The sequence below is a fragment of the Kumtagia ephedrae genome (assembly GCF_003012745.1).
Classification (GTDB): Bacteria; Pseudomonadota; Alphaproteobacteria; order Rhizobiales; family Rhizobiaceae; genus Kumtagia; species Kumtagia ephedrae.
Window position 1 is genome coordinate 70,411 of sequence record NZ_PXYK01000024.1, and the last position, 19,914, is coordinate 90,324.

Annotated in this window: 19 protein-coding genes; 12 read left to right on the top strand and 7 right to left on the bottom strand. The window is 67.9% G+C overall.

The annotated features are described in order from the left end of the window. Positions 1–35: 35 nt before the first annotated feature. On the top strand, positions 36–614 hold the full coding sequence (locus tag C7I84_RS22065; protein ID WP_106774375.1) for a TetR/AcrR family transcriptional regulator: 579 nt from the start codon (positions 36–38) through the stop codon (positions 612–614). A gap of 231 nt (positions 615–845) precedes the next feature. On the opposite strand, the gene C7I84_RS22070 is transcribed toward C7I84_RS22065, so the two are convergent. After that, on the bottom strand, positions 846–2,447 hold the full coding sequence (locus C7I84_RS22070; RefSeq protein WP_106774376.1) for a trimethylamine methyltransferase family protein: 1,602 nt from the start codon (positions 2,445–2,447) through the stop codon (positions 846–848). A 354-nt stretch (positions 2,448–2,801) separates the two neighbouring features. On the opposite strand from C7I84_RS22070, the gene C7I84_RS22075 reads away from it, so the two are divergent. Continuing rightward, entirely contained in the window at positions 2,802–3,713 is a 912-nt protein-coding gene (locus tag C7I84_RS22075; protein ID WP_106774377.1) for an acetamidase/formamidase family protein, read from the top strand. A 56-nt stretch (positions 3,714–3,769) separates the two neighbouring features. Here the strand turns inward: C7I84_RS22075 and pdxR are convergent, their stop codons facing one another. Continuing rightward, entirely contained in the window at positions 3,770–5,263 is a 1,494-nt protein-coding gene (gene pdxR, locus C7I84_RS22080; protein ID WP_106774398.1) for a MocR-like pyridoxine biosynthesis transcription factor PdxR, read from the bottom strand. Positions 5,264–5,516: 253 nt separating this feature from the next. On the opposite strand from pdxR, the gene pgi reads away from it, so the two are divergent. From pgi to C7I84_RS22095, 3 genes are all read left to right on the top strand, one after another. Then, positions 5,517–7,154 carry a glucose-6-phosphate isomerase gene (gene pgi, locus C7I84_RS22085; RefSeq protein WP_106774378.1) on the top strand — a complete coding sequence of 546 codons (1,638 nt, stop codon included), beginning with the start codon at positions 5,517–5,519 and terminating at the stop codon, positions 7,152–7,154. A gap of 28 nt (positions 7,155–7,182) precedes the next feature. Continuing rightward, positions 7,183–7,902, top strand: coding sequence for an HAD family hydrolase (locus tag C7I84_RS22090; RefSeq protein WP_106774379.1), 720 nt, complete (start codon positions 7,183–7,185; stop codon positions 7,900–7,902). Positions 7,903–7,991: 89 nt separating this feature from the next. Next, a complete protein-coding gene (locus C7I84_RS22095; RefSeq protein ID WP_106774380.1) occupies positions 7,992–8,444 on the top strand; it encodes an SRPBCC family protein in 453 nt (150 codons plus the stop codon). A gap of 88 nt (positions 8,445–8,532) precedes the next feature. Here C7I84_RS22095 and C7I84_RS22100 read toward each other — a convergent pair whose 3' ends face one another. Continuing rightward, the gene (locus tag C7I84_RS22100; RefSeq protein ID WP_106774399.1) at positions 8,533–9,543 is read right to left on the bottom strand and encodes a serine hydrolase domain-containing protein; all 1,011 of its coding nucleotides are present in this window, start codon (positions 9,541–9,543) and stop codon (positions 8,533–8,535) included. Positions 9,544–9,667: 124 nt separating this feature from the next. Next, positions 9,668–10,549, bottom strand: a complete 882-nt coding sequence (locus tag C7I84_RS22105; protein WP_106774381.1) for a phosphotransferase family protein — start codon at positions 10,547–10,549, stop codon at positions 9,668–9,670. Between the two features lie 170 nt (positions 10,550–10,719). Between C7I84_RS22105 and C7I84_RS22110 the strand changes: the two genes are divergently transcribed. Then, positions 10,720–11,484 carry a DeoR/GlpR family DNA-binding transcription regulator gene (locus C7I84_RS22110; protein WP_106774382.1) on the top strand — a complete coding sequence of 255 codons (765 nt, stop codon included), beginning with the start codon at positions 10,720–10,722 and terminating at the stop codon, positions 11,482–11,484. A 1-nt stretch (position 11,485) separates the two neighbouring features. On the opposite strand, the gene C7I84_RS22115 is transcribed toward C7I84_RS22110, so the two are convergent. After that, on the bottom strand, positions 11,486–12,373 hold the full coding sequence (locus C7I84_RS22115; RefSeq protein WP_106774383.1) for an NAD(P)/FAD-dependent oxidoreductase: 888 nt from the start codon (positions 12,371–12,373) through the stop codon (positions 11,486–11,488). After that, positions 12,363–12,812 (bottom strand): RrF2 family transcriptional regulator, encoded by a 450-nt coding sequence (locus tag C7I84_RS22120; protein WP_106774384.1) that lies wholly within the window; start codon positions 12,810–12,812, stop codon positions 12,363–12,365. The genes C7I84_RS22115 and C7I84_RS22120 overlap by 11 nt, the downstream gene beginning before the upstream one ends. An 85-nt stretch (positions 12,813–12,897) precedes the next feature. Here C7I84_RS22120 and C7I84_RS22125 point away from each other — a divergent pair, with 85 nt between their 5' ends. The 3 genes from C7I84_RS22125 to zwf are packed head-to-tail and all read left to right on the top strand — an operon-like array spanning position 12,898 to position 16,250. Then, on the top strand, positions 12,898–13,809 hold the full coding sequence (locus tag C7I84_RS22125; RefSeq protein ID WP_106774385.1) for a LysR family transcriptional regulator: 912 nt from the start codon (positions 12,898–12,900) through the stop codon (positions 13,807–13,809). A gap of 40 nt (positions 13,810–13,849) precedes the next feature. After that, positions 13,850–14,857: a phosphogluconate dehydrogenase (NAD(+)-dependent, decarboxylating) gene (gene gnd, locus C7I84_RS22130; protein WP_106774386.1), complete on the top strand. Its 1,008-nt coding sequence runs from the start codon at positions 13,850–13,852 to the stop codon at positions 14,855–14,857. Between the two features lie 16 nt (positions 14,858–14,873). Next, entirely contained in the window at positions 14,874–16,250 is a 1,377-nt protein-coding gene (zwf, locus tag C7I84_RS22135) for a glucose-6-phosphate dehydrogenase (protein ID WP_106774400.1), read from the top strand. An 85-nt stretch (positions 16,251–16,335) separates the two neighbouring features. Here zwf and C7I84_RS22140 read toward each other — a convergent pair whose 3' ends face one another. Beyond that, positions 16,336–16,824 carry a helix-turn-helix domain-containing protein gene (locus tag C7I84_RS22140; RefSeq protein ID WP_106774387.1) on the bottom strand — a complete coding sequence of 163 codons (489 nt, stop codon included), beginning with the start codon at positions 16,822–16,824 and terminating at the stop codon, positions 16,336–16,338. A 75-nt stretch (positions 16,825–16,899) separates the two neighbouring features. Between C7I84_RS22140 and C7I84_RS22145 the strand changes: the two genes are divergently transcribed. From C7I84_RS22145 to C7I84_RS22155, 3 genes are all read left to right on the top strand, one after another. After that, positions 16,900–17,742, top strand: a complete 843-nt coding sequence (locus C7I84_RS22145; protein WP_106774388.1) for a class I SAM-dependent methyltransferase — start codon at positions 16,900–16,902, stop codon at positions 17,740–17,742. A gap of 147 nt (positions 17,743–17,889) precedes the next feature. Further along, on the top strand, positions 17,890–18,411 hold the full coding sequence (locus tag C7I84_RS22150) for a Uma2 family endonuclease (protein ID WP_207771054.1): 522 nt from the start codon (positions 17,890–17,892) through the stop codon (positions 18,409–18,411). Positions 18,412–18,554: 143 nt separating this feature from the next. Beyond that, on the top strand, positions 18,555–19,712 hold the full coding sequence (locus C7I84_RS22155) for an ABC transporter substrate-binding protein (protein ID WP_106774389.1): 1,158 nt from the start codon (positions 18,555–18,557) through the stop codon (positions 19,710–19,712). Positions 19,713–19,914: the final 202 nt, after the last annotated feature.

Below are 19,914 nucleotides of genomic sequence, written 5' to 3' on the forward strand. Positions count from 1 at the left end.
TATAAATGATTATTCGGTTATAAACGGAAGTCAAGATGCCCCGGCCAAAAACACTGCCCGACCGCGACGTGCTGGAGGCGGCGCTGCGCATCATCCACGAGCGCGGACCCGAGGCGCTGACCTTCGCCAGCCTGGCAACAGCCTGCGGGCTGTCGCCGGCGACGCTGGTGCAGCGTTTTGGCGGCAAGGACGAACTGAAGCGCGCCGCCCTGCTGCACGCCTGGGACGGGCTGGACGACAAGACGGCTCGCCTCGCCGGAACGGTAGCCAAGACACCGGACGGCGCGGTGCAAATGCTGGTCGGCCTGTCGGGCGACTATGGCGGCATCGAAGCCTATGCCGAGGGCCTGCTGGTGCTGCGCGAGGACCTGCGCGACCCGGCCTTGCGGGCGCGCGGCGCGGCGTGGAAAGAGGCGTTGACGGGCGCCCTGGAGGCGTGCTTTTCCGCCACGCCGCACGCGCCGCCGGGCATCGGCCTGCTGATGGCGTCGCAATGGCAGGGCTCGCTGCTGTGGTGGGGGTTCGATCCCCGGGGAAGGCTGGACGATTTTGTCGAGGACGGGCTGAGGCGTTTCGTCGAGGCGGTTGTGATGGAGGGTGCACGTCACGATTGATCGTGTCGCCGACGCTCGGCGGAGTACTCCCCCTCTCCGTCTCGCCCTTCGGGCTCGCCACCTCTCCCCCACTTCGTGGGGGCGAGGAATTGCTGCCGTGACGCCGGCGCTTGTCCAGCCTGGGTTCCTCGCCCCTGCGAAGCGGGAGAGAGGTGGCGAGCCCGAAGGGCGAGACGGAGAGGGGGTTCTCTGTCCGGCGTCAGGAAGGCTCAGAAGAGGCAGAGGGCTTTCTCACAACCCCATGCCGCTGCGCGGCAGCTTGATCAGGTCGCCGAAGGTGGCGCGCAGGCGGTCGTCCAGAAGCTTCGGCACATGGCGGGGGAAGCGCTCAGCGAGCACGCGCTTCTTCTCGGCGATGGCGCGCGCAAGAATGTCGGGCTTGCCCTTCTCGTTCCATTCCTTGGGCGAAAAACGGTCGCCGACGGCGGGATAGAAATATTCGGTCTGCATGAGGCGCAGCGTCTGCTCGTTGCCGAGATAATGGCCGGGGCCGTTGAGGCAGACTTCCGTGATGGTATCGATCGACAGCGCGGCGTCGGTGACCTCGATGCCGCGCACGCAGCGCTGGCAATAGCCCAGCATGTCGTTGTCGATGATCAGGCTTTCCAGGCAGAAGCCGAGCAGCGAGGCATGCATGCCGGCCGATTCGTAGACCAGATTGAGGCCCGACAGGCCCGCCATGACGTCGGTGATGCCCTTTTCGAAGCCGGACTGGATGTCGGGCAGCTTCGAATCGGCCATGCCGGCGGCGGAACCGCCCGGCAGGTCGTAGAACTGCGCCATCTGCGCACAGGCGGCCGTCAGCAGCGCCTGCTCGGCCGAGCCGCCGGACATGGCGCCGGTCCGCAGATCCGACACGAACGGCCAGGTGCCGAAGATGGCGGGATGACCAGGCTTGAGCGCGTTGACGTAGACCAGCCCGACCAGCACCTCGGCCACCGCCTGCACCACCGCGCCGGCGATCGCCGCCGGCGCAGTCGCTCCGGCCTGCCCGGCCGACAGCAGCAGGATCGGGATGCCGCCTTCGACGCAGGCCTCCAGCACGCCGCAGGCATCCTCGGCGAATTTCATCGGCGGCACGACGAAGCAGTTGGAGTTCGACACGAAGGGTCTTGCGCGGAACCTCTCCTCGCCGCCGGCGATGGCGTAGAGCATCTCCAGCGCCGGCGCGACGTTCTCGCGCACGGTGAAGGACGTGCCGACATGCTTCGAGGTGCCCATCACGCAGGCGTAGAGCGTGTTGAAATCCATGGCGAGCGGGTCGGGCACGTCGCGCGGCACCATCGGGCGCTGGAAGAAATGAATGTTGTCGAGCCCGTCGACGAGGCGGGCGGCGTCGTAGATGTCCTGGAGCTGCGACTCGCGGTATTCGCGCTTCTCCACGTCGACCAGATGCACCGCCGCACCGGCCGTGCCGTAGTGGACGCGCGTGCCCTGGATCAGCATGTCGTGGCGGGGGTCCTGGCCGTGCAGCGTGAAGTTGCGGGCGGCCTTGCGGATCGTCGCCTCGATCAGGCCGCGCGGGAAGCGCAGGCGGCCGTCGGCGCCGAGGATCGCACCGGCCTTGACGCAGACATCGGCGCAACTCGGGATGGCATTGGCGAAGCCGACGGTTTCGAGCAGAGTCAGCACGGCCTCGTGGATGCGCTCCAGGTCGTTCTGGACCAAAGGCTTGTACCTGCCGCCTTCCAGCCCGGGGCGGACCGGGCGGACGTCGTCGGCAAGCGGCGCGGCCCTCAGCGCCCGGCGCGCCTCGCGCCCGCCGGAGCGGCGCGAGCGCGCTTCCGCCGCGGAATCCTGCACCACGGTCGCAATCTCCGCCGGAGCCGACATGCTCTTTCTCCCTTCGCGGAACGATCCGGCCACTGTGAAACCGCGGGCCGGTGGCTCGTCCGAACAGTCCCCTTGACGTGGACTATGCTCCGCCGCCGTGACGGACGGATGGACCAGACAATACGGCAAGATGGTCCAGAAAAAGCGCTGGTTAGCGGCCGTGCGGGACCGTCGGGTGACGCCCGCGGCTTGCCGGGCACGATGAGCTCGCCGCGCAATAGCCAACCCTGCGCCGCCTCCGCGGGCGGCGCGGCGCGCAGCGGCGGCGCACCCTCCGCCGGGTCGCGAGCGGGCACGACCGCCGAGTGAAGCGATGGCTTGCCGTGCCCGCGGGGCTCGGCTACGGCTTCATCCATGACGACACATCGCTTCACCGCCACCCAATGGCACAACGTGCTGGGCACCTTGCCCGCGGCCCTCACCATCGCTTCGGGCGACACGGTGATCACCGAGACGCTCGACGCGCATGGCATCGACAGGGACGGCGAGCAGCGGGCCGCCGAGCCGAACCCGATGAACGGCCCGATCTTCGTGACCGGCGCGGAGCCGGGGGACGCGCTGCGGGTCGAGATCGTGCGCATGACGCCGATCCGCGCCACCGGCTGGACCCGCGCGTCGCTGGCGGGCAACGTCGTCGATCCGGAATTCGTGCGCGGCCTGCCGCCGCGCGACAAGGTCAACTGGCGGGTCGACCGGCAGGGCTTGACGGTGACGCTCGACCCGCCGGTGCCGGGCCTCGAGCATCTCACGCTGCCGCTCGAGCCGATGATCGGCTGCTTCGGCGTTGCGCCGGAGCTGGGCCAGGCATTCTCGACCGCCACCAGCGCCGAAAACGGCGGCAACATGGACTATCGAGGATTCGGTCCCGGCGCGACCGTGTGGTTCCCCGTGGCCGTGCCCGGCGCGCTGTTCTTCCTCGGCGATTGCCACGCAACGCAGGGCGACGGCGAGATCGTCGGCACCGGCATCGAAACCTGCTTCGAGGTCGAGTTGCGGCTGACCGTCGAAAAGCGCCGCGCTCTGGTGTGGCCGCGTGGCGAGAACGCCACGGACATCTTTTCGGTCGGCAACGCCCGGCCGCTCGACCAGGCGTTGCAGCATGCGACGACCGACATGTTCAACTGGTTGACCAGCGAGCATGGCCTGAGCCCGGCGGCCGCCAGCCATCTCATGGGCCAGGTCGTCCGCTACGACGTCGGCAACGTCTTCGATCCGGCCTACACAATGGTCTGCCGGATCGAGAAGAAATGGCTGCCGAAGCGCTAGAGTGGCCGTCATGCTCGGGACAAGCCCGAGGATGACGGAAGACCGTCGACCGGCGTTTATGCCGCCGCCGGCCGCCTTCCCGCCGCGGTCGCCAGCTCGCGGATGCCGGGCTCGATGTGCTGCAGCGCGATCGAGGAGATGCCGAGGCGCATGAAGCGGGCCGGCTTCTGCGCGCCGTCGAAGAAGCGGTCGCCCGGCTCGATGATGACGCTGCGCGCCGCCGCCGCTTCCGCCAGGCCACGTGCATCGATGCCTCGCGGGCCCTCCAGCCAGAGCGAGGTGCCGCCGGCCGAGTCGGTCGAGCGCCATTCCGGCAGGAAGGCGGAGATCGCCTGGGAGAGCCGCTTGCGCCGCTCCTCGAAGGCGCTGGACAGGCGGCGCACCAGCGCCTCGTGATGGCCGAGCGACAGGAACAGCGCGACCGCGCGCTGGTTGTTGGCCGGCGGATGGCGGAACATGAAGCGCCGCAGCGCCCGCAGCTCGGCCACCAGCGGCGCCGGCGCGACGATGTAGCCCATGCGCAGGCCGGGCGCGAGCGTCTTCGACATCGAGCCGACATAGATGACGCGCCCCGAACGGTCGAGGCTCTTCAGCGCCTGCTGCGGCGCCTCGTCGATCAGCTGGCTGTCATAGCCGTCCTCGATGACGATCTGGTCGTTGCGGCTGGCGCGCTCGAGCAGATCCTGCCGGCGCTCGGCAGACAGCGGCACCATGGTCGGGCAATGATGGCTCGGCGTGACGAAGACGAAATTGGCTGCGTCGGGGATCGCCGAGGTGACAATGCCGGAGCCGTCAACCGGCGTCGGCACAATTTCGGCGCCGGCCAGCCGGAAGATCGAGCGGGCGTCGGGATAGCCCGGATCCTCCATCGCCACCCTGGTGCCCTTGGCCATCAGCAGCGTCGCCAGCATGTAGAGCGCGTTCTGCGCGCCAAGCGTGACGATGATCTCGTCGGGATTGGCGAAGATGCCGCGCCTGGGCAAGAGCCGCGCCTGGATCTGCTCGATCAGCAGCGGATCGTCGCGATCGACCATGTCGGCCGCCCAGTTGCGGATCTCCAGCACGGCCAGCGCCATGCGGTTGCACTCGCGCCATTCGGCGGTCGGGAACAGCGCCGGGTCGAACTGGCCGTATACGAACGGATAGGACGACTTGATCCAGTTCTCGTGCTTGGCCGGACGCGGCATCTCGCTGGGCGCGAACTGGCGCAGCGCCTTCCAGTCGACCTCGCTCGCCGTCTCCTGCTGCCTGTGGTGCGGCTTGGCGGGGGTGGCCAGCACCTCGGGATTGACGAAGTGGCCGCGACGCTCGCGCGCCACGAGAAAACCCTGGTCCACCAGCTGCTGGAAGGCGAGCACCACCGTGCCGCGCGCCACGCCGAGTTTTTCCGCCAGGATGCGGCAGGACGGCAGCGGCATGGAGGCTGCGATCTGGCGGTCGAGAATGGCGGCGACGATCGCCTGACGGATCTGGGCCTGCAAGGTCTGGCCGGATTCGGCCGAGATGCGGAAGAGGCCGGACCATATGGCCGTGTCGTTTCTCTGGGGCATCGGCGTTTCCTCGAACAAGATTATTCTTCATACTTTTTGGACCAGTGAATGGTATTCTTGGTCCAACGACTTGCGCCAATGAAAATTTCTGATCGCAAGGATTTGTACCAGTGATGCATCAAGGTCGGGCCAGCACGGCCGCCAGCCGATGAGCGCGATGCGAAACGATTGAATTTCCCGCGCCGCTGTCCCCAGCGACGCAAAGCCGTGCTATTGGCCAGCCGGTTGGCCATCCAGCTTGCGGAGAAGAGCCGTGACGACAGCTTCCACCAAAGCGGCGCTCGACGCCCTGCGCGCGCATCGCGCCAAAACGCCTTCCGACATGCGCGCGGCGTTCGCCGCCGATCCCGGCCGATTCGCCGCCTTCTCGCTCGGCGACGGCGACCTTTTGCTCGACTGGTCGAAATGCGCCGTCGACGCCGAGACCATGCGGCTGCTGGGCGAGTTCGCCACGGCGGCCGGGGTCGCGGCTCGGCGCGATGCGATGTTCTCCGGGCAGAAGATCAACATCACCGAAAACCGCGCCGTGCTGCACACCGCGTTGCGCAACCCGGCCGGCACCTCGGTCCTGCTCGACGGCATCGACGTGGTTCCCGAGGTGCATGCCGTGCTCAACGCCATGCGGCGCTTCTCCGACGCGGTGCGCGACGGCTCGGCGACAGGCGCGACCGGCAAGAAGATCACCGACGTCGTCAATATCGGCATCGGCGGCTCGGACCTCGGCCCGGTGATGGCGACGCTGGCGCTCGCGCCCTACCATGACGGGCCGCGCGCGCACTACGTCTCCAATATCGACGGCGCGCACATGCATGACATGCTGAAAGGCCTGTCGCCGGAGACGACGCTGTTCATCGTCGCGTCCAAGACCTTCACCACGGTGGAGACGATGACCAATGCCGAGACGGCGCGGAACTGGATCGTGGCGGCGCTGGGCGCGGCGGCGACCGGGAAGCATTTCGCCGCGGTGTCGACGGCGCTCGACAAGGTCGCGGCGTTCGGCATCGCGCCGGAGCGCGTGTTCGGCTTCTGGGACTGGGTCGGCGGCCGCTATTCGCTGTGGTCGGCGATCGGCCTGCCGATCATGATCGCCATCGGCGCCGACAATTTCCGCGCCTTCCTGGCCGGCGCGCATGAGATGGACCGGCATTTCGCCACCAGGCCGCTGCTCGAAAACATTCCGGCGGTGATGGGTCTCGTTGGCTTCTGGCACCGCGTCGTCTGCGGCTACCCGGCGCGCGCCGTCATCCCCTACGACCAGCGGCTGGCACGCCTGCCCGCCTATCTGCAGCAGCTCGACATGGAATCGAACGGCAAGGGCGTGACGCTCGACGGCAGGGCGGTGGCGACGCCCACCGGCCCGCTGGTGTGGGGCGAGCCGGGCACCAACGGCCAGCACGCCTTCTTCCAGCTGCTGCACCAGGGGACCGACATCATCCCGGTCGAGTTCCTGGTGGCGGCCCAAGGCCACGAGCCGGAGCTGAAGCACCATCACGACCTGCTGCTCGCCAACTGTCTGGCGCAATCGGAGGCGCTGATGAAGGGCCGCACGCTCGACGAGGCGAAGAGCCAGATGCTGGCCAAGGGCATGAAGGCGGACGAGGTCGACAGGATCGCGCCGCACCGCGTCTTCTCCGGCAACCGGCCGTCGGTGACGATCCTCTACGAAAAGCTCGACCCGCGCACGCTCGGCCGGCTGATCGCGCTCTACGAGCACCGCGTCTTCGTCGAAGGCACGCTGTTCGACATCAATTCCTTCGACCAGTGGGGCGTCGAGCTCGGCAAGGAGCTGGCGACGGCGCTGCTGCCGGTCGTGGAAGGCAAAAAGGATGCCGCAGGCAGCGACGCCTCGACGGCCGGCCTGGTGGCGCATATCAGGGCGCTACGGGGCTAGAACGGCGACACGGGGCGAGGGCAAAATCTTGCAAGACATCAAAGGCATCCTGTTCGACAAGGACGGGACACTGGTCGACTTCCAGGCGACGTGGTTCGCGATCGGCGACCTGCTCGCGCTGCAGGCGGCGGGCGGCGATCGCGACAAGGCGAACGCGCTGCTGGCGATCGCCGGCTACGATTTTTCCGCGCACCGCTTCAAGGCCGACTCGGTGTTCGCCGCCGGCACCAATGCCGACATCGTGGCCCTGTGGTATCCGCAGGTGCCGGCCGCCGAGCGGGCCGAAATGACGGTCGGTTTCGACCGCTTCACCGCGGAAGCGGGCGCGGCGCAGTCCGTGCCGCTGCCCGGCAGCCGCGACGCCATCGCCGCGCTGCATGCCGCCGGCTTCCGGCTGGGGGTGGCCACCAACGATTCCACCGGCGGTGCGGAGAAGACGCTGGCGGCGCTCGGCGTGGCGCAGATGTTCGACGCGGCCTACGGCTATGACGGCGTCGCCAAGCCAAAACCGGCGCCCGACACGATCTATGCCTTCTGCGACCTGACCGGCCTCAAGCCGTCGCAGATCGCCATGGTGGGCGACAACCGCCACGACCTCGAAATGGCGCGGGCGGGCGGCGCCGGCCTGGCGGTCGGCGTGCTGTCCGGCACCGGCACGCGCGACAGCCTTGCGCCGCTGGCCGACGTGGTGCTGGATTCGATCGCGGAGCTGCCGGCGTTTCTGCTTGGCGCGCGGTTGGACCAGTAGCCGCCGCGGACCAGCCAGCACTTTGGTGCGATGGACAGCGCCTTCCCCGTCGGCTAGGCCTTGCGCACCATCATCGCGGAGGACGTTCCATGGCGCTCACCATCGAAGGCGAGGAAACGATCGCCGCCCCGATCGCAAAGGTCTGGGCCGGGCTGAACGATCCCGAGGTGCTGAAGGCCTGCATTCCCGGCTGCCAGAGCCTGGAAAAGACCTCCGACACGGAACTCGCCGCCACGGTGGTGCTGAAGATCGGCCCGATCAAGGCGACGTTCAACGGCGAGGTGACGCTCACCAAGCTCAACCCGCCGCATTCCTACACGATCTCCGGCGAGGGCAAGGGCGGCATCGCCGGCTTCGCCAAGGGCGGCGCCGACGTGACGCTGAGCGAGGCCGGCCCCAACGAGACGCTGCTGAAATACGCGGCCAAGGCCGACGTCGGCGGCAAGATCGCCCAGCTCGGCAGCCGGTTGGTCAGCTCGACCTCGAAAAAGCTCGCCGGCGAGTTTTTTTCGACCTTCGGGGAGAAGGTGAGCGCCTCGTAGGCTTCGCTCGTCAGGCGGCTCTTTTGCGGGCGAGCCTCGAAGGACGCACCTGGGCACTTCCCGATGACCCCGGCCAGGGATTTTGGCTTTATGCCGCCTCGACCGCCGCAATGACGCCGGTCGCCAGCGCGTGCAGCTCGTCGCGGTAGCCGTTGCGTGCCGACGGATTGTCCTCCGCCGAGGTCATGACGATCGTCAGCTCGAGGCCGGGCACGATGTAGAGCATCTGCCCGCCATAGCCCCAGGCGTAGACGGCCTCGCGCCCGCCGAGCGGGCGCAGGAACCAGCCATAGCCGTAGCCGTCGCCGTTGAAGCGCGAAATGGTGCGCGGCTGCCAGGATTGTGCGATCCAGTGGGCCGGCACGAGCTGCTCGCCATCCGGCGCGCGGCCCTGATTGCGGTAGAGTTCGCCGAAGGCGGCGAGCGAGCGGGCGCTCATCGCCATCTGGTTGCCGCCGACATAGATGCCCTGCGGGTCGCGGTCCCAGGAGGCGATGCGGAAACCGTCGAGCGGCCCGAGCCAGTCGCGGGCGAGCGCCAGCGTGGATTTTTTGCCCACCCGCGTCAGGATGGCCGAAAGCAGATGCGTCGAGCCGGTGGAATAGAGCATCGGCCCGCCCGGCTCCTCCTCGAACGGCATGGCGAGGGCGGCGCGCACCCAGTTGGAGCTGGAGACCCAGCGGCCGTAGTTCGGGCCGGAGGTGCGGCCCAGCCCCGACTGCATGGACAGCAGGTGGCCGATGGTGATCTCGCCCATGCGCGGATCGGGGTCGGCCGGCAGGTCGGCGCGCAGCAGCGGCGCGATCTTCTGGTCCGGCCCGTCCAGCAGTCCCTTGTCGATGGCGATGCCCACCAGTGCCGAGACGATCGATTTCGACGCCGACTTGATGTTGGTCGGGCCGCCAAGCGTGTTGCCGCGATAGCCGCGCTCGGCGACGGTCTCGCCGTTGCGCAGCACCAGCACGGTCTTGAGCGCGGTGAGGCTTTCCGCCTCGTCGAGCAGGTCAGGGACCGTCGCGGGCGGGGTCTGGGCCCGGGCGACAGCGGGCCGCGCGAGCGCGGCGGAGGCGGCGAGGCAAAGGAGCACGCGTCTGTTCATGCCGGCGAGATAGGTGTCGCGCGCGGCGAAAGCTGGGCCGTCGGCCCAGCGCCGGCCGGCTTCACGCAGATGTGACGGCAAGGGCTCTGATCAGCGCCCGATGGCTTTAAGGCGGTGCCGGCTTCTATCGCCCGAAGGCTGCCCGATACCGATCCAGCGCGGTTTCCAGCCGCTCCAGGTTCTCGGCGGTGTAGGCAGCGTAGTCGGCGCCGGGCGCGTCGAGGTGGAGTTCCGACACCAGGCTCCACATCGCCTCGCGCAGCAGCGAGGCGCATTGCATTGCCGCGAAGGCGCGGCGCAGCGAAGGGTCCGGCGTCTCGCCGAAATAGGCGGCGAGCAGGGCGTCCGCCTCGGGCTCGTCCATCCCGGCATTGGAGGCGATGCCGGCGACGTCGAACATGGCGGTGTTGAACCCCGCATATTCGAAATCGATCAGCCAGAGCCGCTCGCCGTCGTCGAGGAAGTTGGCGGGCAGCAGGTCGTTGTGGCCGAACACGATCGGCAGCGGCTTCTGCGCCTGCTCCAGTTCCTCGGCGAGCGCCAGGAAGCGCGGCAGCTCCGCCCTCAGGCGGCTTCCGCCGGCGGCGAGCGTGCGCGCATAGTCGCGGACGACGTGGAACACCCAGAACATGAAGCCGGCGCCCGAGACATGGCGCGGCATCTCCTCGTGAAAACGCCGCACCAGCGCGGCGACGCGGCCGGCATTGGCGCGCACGTCGCCGCCCCCATAGGTGCGGGCGCCGAGGAAAGCGGTGACCATGACGCCCGGCTCGGCGAAATGCACGGCGGGGCCGAAGCCGGCCGCCTCGGCGGCGCGCGCCGCCATGATCTCGCGCTCGCGGTAGACGTGGTGGAAGGGAAAGTCGCGGCCGAGCCGCACGACGTGCCGTCCTCCGGGATCGGTGACCAGAAAGCTCTCATTGCTGAGGCCGCCCTTCAGCGGCTCGATCGTTACCGGTCCCTTCCACAGCGGCAGCGCGCGAATGCGGTCTTCCGTGGCCGTCATGCCGGTACCCTGCTCCTCACGGCCGGCACTGTCTTGCGGTCTTTTTGCCGTGTCAACAAAAGCTGTGGCTATTTCTGCGTTGTTGACCGGCGGAGCCGCGGATTCGTTGTGTTCTCTCGGCATTTCCCGTATCAACCGGGCAGAGAGAGGCGCCGGGACGGGACACCCTGATGAACCATTCCAAGCGGCATGGCGAGATCCTGCGCCTGGTGCAGGAGGCCGGCACCATCACCATCGCCGATCTCGCCACCAGGCTCAACGTCTCGCTGGAGACGGTGCGCCGCGACGTGAAGCCGCTCACCAGCGACGGCTCGGTGCTGAAGATGCACGGCGCCATCGGCCTGCCGGCGCTGGCCGGCGAAGCGCCGTTCGAGCGGCGCATGCGCGAGAACGCCGACGCCAAGCGTCTCATCGCCAGGACGGTGGCGGCGACCATCCGCGACGGCGACTCCGTCATGCTGGACACCGGCACGACGACGAGCTTCCTTGCCCGCGAGCTGCTCAGCCACCGGCGGCTGACCGTGATCACCAACTCCTCAGACATCGCCCGCACGCTCGCCACCGTCAACGGCAACAAGGTCTATATGGCCGGCGGCGAGCTGCGCAGCGATTCGGGCGCTGCCTTCGGCGGCTCGGCGGTGGAGTTCGTCAGCCGCTTCAGCGTCAACCACGCGGTGATCAGCACCGGAGCCGTCGATGCGGTCATGGGCGTCATGGACTACGATCTGGAGGAGGCGGAGTTCGCCCGCATGGTGCTGTCGCGCGGCGCCCGCCGGCTGGTGGTGACCGACCACTCGAAATTCGGCCGGCAGGGCCTTGTCCAGGTCTGCGGTTTCGACGGCTTCGGCGAGCTGGTCACCGACCGCGCGCCGCCGCGCGACATCGCGCAGGCTTTGGACAAGGCCGCCGCGAAACTGACGATCGCAGCGGCGTAGCTCACGCCTCGAACACCAGCGAGCGGTGTGCGGCGGCGCCGGCCATGGCACCGTCGGCGACGACGATGGCGACATTGGCGGCCTTGCGGTTGATGTCGCCGGCGGCAAACACGCCCGCGACGCTGGTCTGCTGGGTCCCGTCGACGCGCACATGCGGACCGAGCGGCCCGTCCTCCAGCGCGCAGCCCAAAGCCTCGGCGATGCCGCCGGCGGGATGCGTCCTTGGCGCTGTGAAGAGAGCCGCCAGCGCGACACGCCGCCCGTCGGCGAGACGGACGGCAAGGCCGGCCGCGTCGTCTTCGATCGCCTCGACACGCTCCCGCTCCACCGTGATCGCGTGGCGCGGATGGGCATGAGCGTCTTCCGGCTGGACGCCGTTGTGGAAGAAGACAACCGGGGCCCAGTCGGCGACCAGCTGTGCCTGATGCGAAGACATCGGCCCGGTCGCCAGCACGCCGATAGACCCGGCGGGAATTTCGTAGCCGTGGCAATAGGGACAGTGGGCGACGGTCCTGCCCCATCGTTCGCGCAGGCCGGGAATGTCCGGCAGCGTGTCGGTCACGCCGCAAGCGAGGATGAGCCGCGCGGCCATGAGCGAGGAGCCGTCCGGCAGGTCGACGGCGAAGGCGCCTTTCGTGCCGCCGCATCGTTCGGCCCGGCCCTGCACGATCGAAGCGGTGGGATAGGCGAGCAGCTGGCGCCGCGCCTCGTCGAGGATCTCCGCCGGCGCGCGGCCGTCCTGGCCGAGGAAGCCATGCGAATGGGCGGCGAAGCGGTTGCGCGGCTGGCCGTCGTCGACGACGACGACCTTGCGCCGGGCGCGGGCGAGTTGCATCGCCGCCGACAGGCCGGCAAAGCTTCCGCCGATGATGGCGACGTCATGATCCATGGTGTCTTGCTCCTTCGTTGGCGAAGCGGTGCCGGAAATCCGCCGCCAGGTCGGCGAGCGTGAATTTGGCCAGGCAGCCGCGCAAAAAATCCTCGGCCTGCCGGCGGCAGTCCTCCAGCAGTTCGTCGACGGCCGCCTCGACCAGGCAGCCGGGGCTTTCCGGCTCGCTGCGCACCGGCAGCAGCGATTCGCCCAGCGCCTCGCCGATCTCGGCGAGCGAGATGGCCGCGGCAGGACGCGCCAGAACCATGCCGCCGCCGCGGCCGCGCTCCGTCGACAGGATGTCGGCCTCGCGCAGCCCCGCGAACACGCGGCGCACCACCACCGGATTGGTGTCGAGCCAGCGCGCCACCTCCTCCGAGGTGCGCGGCCGGTCGGGCTCCTGCGCCATATGGACCAAGGCGTGGAGGGCGGCGGAAAGGCGGCTGTTGCGCTTCATGTAACTTACATAGTTACAATATTACGGGAGGTCAACAGCCTTGCCCGCCCTTCCCATCGCGGCTGTCGCGGTGTCTATTCCGTGCATGGCCTTCACGCTGAGACAGCTTCAGTATTTCGTCGCCGTCGCCGAGCAGGGCTCGGTGTCGCGCGCCGCCCAGAACCTGTCGATCTCGCAGTCCTCGGTCACCGAGGCGGTGAAGGAGCTCGAGGGCGATCTCGGCGTGACGCTGTTCGAGCGCCATCCGCGCGGGCTGACCATCACCCACAAGGGCCACCAGTTCCTGCGCCACGCGACGAAGATTCTGACCGACGTCTCGGACGCGCGCCGCACCTTCTCCGCCGAGCAGGAGCGCGGCGGCGGCAGCCTGCAGCTCGGCGTCACCTCGCTGGTGGCCGGCTACGTGCTGTCCGACCTCCTGGCGCGCTACCGCCGCGCCTTTCCCGGCGTCGAGGTCGGCGCCATCGAGGACAATGGCGACTATCTCGAGCACCTGCTGGTCGGCGGAGAGCTCGACGTCGCGGTGATGGTCATCTCCAACCTGCGCGACCGCATGGCGCTGCAGGCGGAAATCCTCGAGGTCTCGCCTTACCGGTTGTGGCTGCCGCTCGGCCACCCGCTGTCGGCCGCCGAGATCATCGGCATCAACGACATCGTCGCCGAGCCGCTGATCATGCTGACCGTCGACGAGATCGAGGAGAACACCGGCAAGCTGCTGGCGGCTCTTGGCGCGCGGCCGCATGTCGCCTTCCGCACCCGCTCCGTCGAGGCGGTGCGCAGCCTGGTGGCCACCGGGGCCGGCATCGCGCTCCTGCCCGACCTCGTCTACCGCCCATGGTCGCTGGAAGGCGACCGCATCGAGTCGCGCGACGTGTCAGGCGCGCTGCCGGTCGTCCAGGTCGGCATGGTGTGGCGGCGCGGCTCCAGCCTGCCGCAGTCGGCGCGCGACTTCATCGGAATTGCACAGGGCCAGCGTACGATCCGACATCGGCTGTAGACCGCAGATCATCGAGTTGCACAGGACAAGAGGCGCAAAGATGCAGATCGGCATGATGGGACTGGGCAGGATGGGCGCCAACATGGTGCGCCGCCTGATGCGCGGCGGCCACGAATGCGTGGTGTACGACATCAATCCCGCGAGCGTGGCGGATCTGGTGAAGGACGGCGCGGTCGGCGCGGCCGCGCTGGAGGAATTCATAGGCAAGCTGGCCAGGCCGCGCACGGTCTGGCTGATGCTGCCCGCCGCCATCACCAACAGGGTCGTCGAGCAGGTCGCGGCGCTTCTGGAACCGGGCGACATCATCGTCGACGGCGGCAATTCGCACTATCACGACGCCGTCGACCAGGCCGTGCGGTTGCAGGCAAGGGGCCTGAGCTTCGTCGACGTCGGCACCAGCGGTGGCGTGTGGGGGCTGGAGCGCGGCTACTGCCTGATGATCGGCGGCCCCGACGCCGCGGTGAAACATCTCGAGCCGATCTTCGCCACGCTTGCACCCGGCGCCGGCGCGGGCTCGGCCGAAGGCGGCGACCTCGGCACCGCGCCTCTCGGCTACCTGCATTGCGGGCCGAGCGGCGCCGGCCATTTCGTCAAGATGGTGCACAACGGCATCGAATACGGCGTCATGGCGGCCTATGCGGAAGGCATGAACATCCTCAAGCAGGCGAACGCCGGCAGCGAGCACCGCGACGCCGATGCCGAGACCAGCCCGCTGGCGCAGCCGCAATATTACCGGTTCGACATCGACCTGCCCGCCGTCGCCGAGGTCTGGCGGCACGGTAGCGTCATCGGCTCATGGCTGCTCGACCTGACGGCAGGGGCGCTGAAGGCCGATCCGGCGCTGGCGCAGTTCGGCGGCAGGGTTTCCGACTCCGGCGAGGGCCGCTGGACGCTCAAGGCGGCGATCGACACCGGCGTGCCCGCGCCGGTGCTGTCGTCGGCGCTGTTCAGCCGGCTCACCTCGCAAGGCGAATCGGAATTCGCCGACAAGCTGCTGTCGGCCATGCGCTACGCCTTCGGCGGGCATGTCGAGAAGCCGAAGGCGTGAGCGGGGAGGCATGATCATGGCGACCGAGCGATCCGATGCGCTGGTGCTCTTCGGGGCGACCGGCGACCTCGCACACAAGAAGATTTTCCCGGCCCTCTATGACATGGTGGCGCGCGGGACGCTGGCCGAACCGGTGATCGGCGTGGCGCTCGAGGACTGGGATGTCGGCAAGCTGCTGGAGCGCGCCCGCGACGGCATCATCAAAGCCGCGGGCGGCATCGACGACGCGGTTTTCGCGAAGTTCGCGTCGCTCATCCGCTATGTCAGCGGCGACTATCGCGACCAGGCGACCTTCGACAAGCTCAGGGCGGCCATGGAACCGGCCCGGCATCCGCTCTACTATCTTGCGGTACCGCCCAGCATGTTCGAGCCCGTGGTGCAGGGCCTGGAACAATCCGGCGGCGCGGCCGGCGCGCGCCTCATGGTCGAAAAGCCGTTCGGGCGCGACCTGCAGTCGGCGCGCTGGTTGAACCGGGTGCTGCACATCGTCTTCGCGGAGGAGGCGATCTTCCGGATCGACCACTATCTCGGCAAGGAAGCGATCCAGAACCTGCTCTATTTCCGCTTCGCCAATTCCTTCCTCGAGCCGATCTGGAACCGCAACTTCGTCGACAGCGTGCAGATCACCATGGCCGAGGATTTCGGCGTCCAGGGCCGCGGCCGCTTCTACGACGAGGTGGGGGCGATCCGCGATGTGATCGAGAACCACCTGCTCAACGTCCTGCTGCTGCTGGCGATGGAACCGCCGGTCACCCGCTCGATCGAGGATCTGATCGACGAGAAGGTGCAGGTGCTGAAGGCGGTGCGCACACTGACCCGAAATGACGTGGTGCGCGGCCAGTTCAGGGGTTATCTCGACGAGCCGGGCGTCAGGCCGGAATCGCCGGTCGAGACCTTCGCGGCGGTGCGCTTCTTCGTCGACACATGGCGCTGGAAGGACGTGCCGTTCTTCATCCGCGCCGGCAAGATGCTGCCGGTCCGGGCGACCGAGGTGGTGGTGCGCCTGAAGCCGCCGCCGCTCGGCGTGTTCGACGACATCGATGCCGCGCAGGCCAACTTCTTCCGCTTCCGCATCTCGCCGGAGATCGCGATCGGCCTCGGCGCGCGCCGCAAGTCCGCCGGCGATGCCATGGTCGGCGAGCAGGTGGAACTGAGCGCGATGGACGACGCCGCCGGGGACATGGAGCCCTATGAGCGCCTGATCGGCGACGCCATGAACGGCAATGCCCAACTCTTCACCCGCCAGGACGCCAGCGAGATCGCATGGCGGATCGTCGGGCCGGTTCTCAACGACACCACGCCGCCGCATCTCTACGAGCCGGGCACATGGGGCCCAGTCGAGGCCATGGCCGGCTTCGGGCCGCCGAACGGCTGGGTCAATCCGGCGGGCTGAACGCTTGAGGGAAAAAGCCTCGATCGGCAGTTCGAGCCGATCCCGTTTCGCGCCGGCGGCGGAGTTGTGCCGGCGGCGCGCACCTTCACCCGCGTCGCGCCGAGCCGCCACGCCGTGAGGCGGAAGCGAGACCGGAAGCAGCGACCTCCTCCGCCTTGAACACCAGCTTCGGCGGCTCGAAGGCGCCGGCGCCGGCAAGGCGCACCGCACGCCGGAAGGTCGGGCAATCCATCGGGTGCGGCGCCGGGCACGCCGCGGCATGGCGCAGCCCTTCGCGCATGGCGGTCAACCTCTGGATGGTGCGGTCGAGTTCCTCGGCCTTGGCCCGCAGCCGGTCCCGGTCGATGTGCGGCCGGCCGCTAGCCGGCAGCATCTCGGCGATCTCGTCCAGCGCGAATCCGGCGGCGCGGCCGAGCGCGATCAGCGCCAGGCGCTCGAATATCTCGGGGTCGAACAGCCGCCGAAGGCCGCGTCGGCCGATCGACGCGATCAGCCCCTTCTCCTCGTAGAAGCGCAGCGTGGATGCCGGAACGCCGGAGCCGCGCGCAGCGGCGGCAATATCCAGATTTTTCACCCTTGACCTCAAGTTCACTTGAACTGGCATAGTGGCGCATGCCGTCGATGCAATCAATGCCAAGGGAGAAGCCAGATGTCGGACATGTCGCCCAATCGTGATCAGGCAGCGCTGTGGAACACCGCCAGCGGCGCGGCCTGGGTCGAGATGCAGGCCGTGCTTGATCGTATGCTGGAGCCGTTCGGACGGCTCGTGGTCGATGCCGGGGATCCCGGCGAGGGCGGCCGGGCCCTCGACATCGGCTGCGGCGGCGGGGCGACCACCTTGGCGATGGCGCGGCGCGTCGGTGTCGGCGGCCGCTGCCTGGGGCTCGACATCTCCCGCCCGCTGGTCGCGGCGGCGAAGGCGCGTGCCGTAGCCCAAGGCGTGACCAATGCAAGCTTCGTCGAAGGCGACGCACAGACCCATCCGTTCGAGCGAGACCGGTATGATGCCGTCATCTCGCGCTTCGGCGTCATGTTCTTCGACGATCCGGTGGCGGCGTTCGCCAATATACGTGGCAGCGCGCGGGCTGGTGCGAAGCTGGCCTTCGTCGCCTGGCGCAGCAGGGCCGAGAACGAGTTCATGACGACGGCGGCCCGCGCAGCGGCTCCGTTGCTGCCGCCGATGCCCGTTCCCGATCCGGACGCGCCCGGACAATTCGCCTTCGCCGACAAGGCTCGGGTGACGTCGATCCTGGAGGCGAGCGGCTGGTCGGAGGTTGATCTCCAGCAGGCGGACGTGGTGTGCAGGGTGGATGAGGACGATTTGATGGCCTATGTCACCAAGCTCGGTCCGGTGGGCCTCGCCCTGCGGGAGGCGGACGACGCTACGGTGGAAAGGGTGACCGCGGCGCTGCGCCTGGCGTTTGCTCCGTTCGTGGAGGCCGGTTCCGCGCGGTTCACCGCCGCGTGCTGGCTGGCGACGGCACGAGCGTAACGCCATTGGTCCGATGCGCTGCGCCGAGACGTGTTTGCTGCCGCAGTTGGTGGATGCTATCCTAGCGTCATGAACCAGCCGTTCCGATCCCCCGAGCTTTCGCTCACGACGCAGGCCGCCGAGGGCCTGATGCGACGGCGCTGGACGGTGGCCGAGATCGAGGCGCTAGTGCGGGCCGGCATCATCGACGAGCACGAGCGTTTCGAATTGATCGGCGGGGAGATCGTTCCGATGAATGCCAAAGGCATCCACCACGAACTCCTGAAGAATTCGCTCAACCTTCATTTCGCCACAACGATCCCAGGCGCCTTCCGCTTTGCGGTCGAAACGACCTTCCGTCTCGACGAGGACAGCTTTATCGAACCGGACTTCATTTTTTTCCGCAAAGCCGACGGCTTGGCCAACCTCAATCCGCGCACCGCTCTGCTCGCCGTCGAGATCGCGGATTACAGCCTGAAATGGGACCTCGGCCGCAAGGCCAGGATTTACGCCAATTTCGGCGTTCCGGAACTCTGGGTCGTCGAAGCGGTGTCACGTGTCGTGCACGTCCGCAGGCGCCCGGGTCTGGAAGGCTATGATGAGGTCGCCAAGGTTTCGGAAGATCAGCCGCTGGTTTCCACAGCCGTACCCGGTCTTTCGGTGACGCTCTCCACTCTGGAAGCCATATAGTCAGGCCAGTCCCAAGCTATCGGAAAATCCGATATCGGCGTTCTGACAAATGAATTTGCGAAAGCGCAGCATTCGCGTCACCTTCATCCTTGAGGGATGACGTCGCCGCCGGAGAGCGACGCCCCGTAATGGGAGACGTTGCCATGAAAGCATTCCTGAAATCCTGTACGGCGCTTGCCGCCGCCCTTGCCATGAGCGGCCAGGCCATGGCGCAGCTGAAGGAAGTCGGTGCCGGCGAAGGGCAGGTGACGATCATCGCCTGGCCCGGCTACATCGAGCGCGGCGAGACCGACAAGAAGTTCGACTGGGTCACCAAATTCGAGGAGGCGTCGGGCTGCAAGGTCAACGTCAAGACCGCCAACACCTCGGACGAGATGGTGGCGCTGATGAACGAGGGCGGCTTCGACCTCGTCACCGCCTCGGGCGACGCCTCGCTGCGCCTCGTCGCCGGCAAGCGGGTGCAACCGATCAATGTCGACCTGGTGAAGAGCTGGTCGACCGTCGACGACCGCCTCAAGAGCGCGCCGTGGCACACGGTCGACGGCGTCCACTACGGCGTCCCCTACATGTGGGGCCCGAACGTGCTGATGTACAACACCAACGTCTTCAAGGAAGCGCCGAAGAGCTGGAGCGTCGTCTTCGAGGAGACGACGCTGCCCGACGGCAAGACCAACGCCGGGCGAGTGCAGGCCTATGACGGCCCGATCCATGTGGCCGACGCCGCGCAGTACCTGATGGCCCACAAGCCGGAACTCGGCATCAAGAGCCCCTACGAACTCAACGAGGACCAGTACAAGGCGGCGCTGGATCTGCTCAGGACGCAGCGCAAGCTGGTCGGCCGCTACTGGCACGACGCCTTCATCCAGATCGACGACTTCAAGAACGAGGGCGTGGTCGCCTCCGGCTCATGGCCGTTCCAGGTCAACCTTCTGAAGGGCGAGAAGCAGCCCGTCGCCTCGGTCATTCCCGAGGAAGGGGCGACCGGCTGGGCCGACACCACCATGATGCATGTCGACGCGCCCAACCCCAACTGCGCCTATATGTGGATGGAGCACACGCTGTCCTCCAACCTGCAGAGCGACCTGTCTGTGTGGTTCGGCGCCAACCCCTCGGTGCCGGCCGCCTGCACCGACGGCCGCGGCATGCAGACCAAGGAAGGCTGCACCGCCAACGGCATGGACGATTTCGAGAAGATCCGCTTCTGGACGACGCCGACCTCGAAATGCGCCAGCCAGAACGACCAGTGCGTGCCTTACTACCGCTGGGTGTCGGACTATATCGGCGTGATCGGCGGGCGGTGAGAGATAGCATCGGCGCGGGAAATCCAGCGCCGCGGCACCCCCTCACCGGCCCTTCGGGCCACCTCTCCCCTGCCCGGCAGGGCTGTCCGGGGAAAGTTGTTGGTGAATCGAAATGCCGCAGGCGCATGCCCCGAGAGACGGGGATTTTCCGTCTACCTTCTGGTTGTCGAGACTCAGAAAGGGACGGGGCATGCGCTTTGCA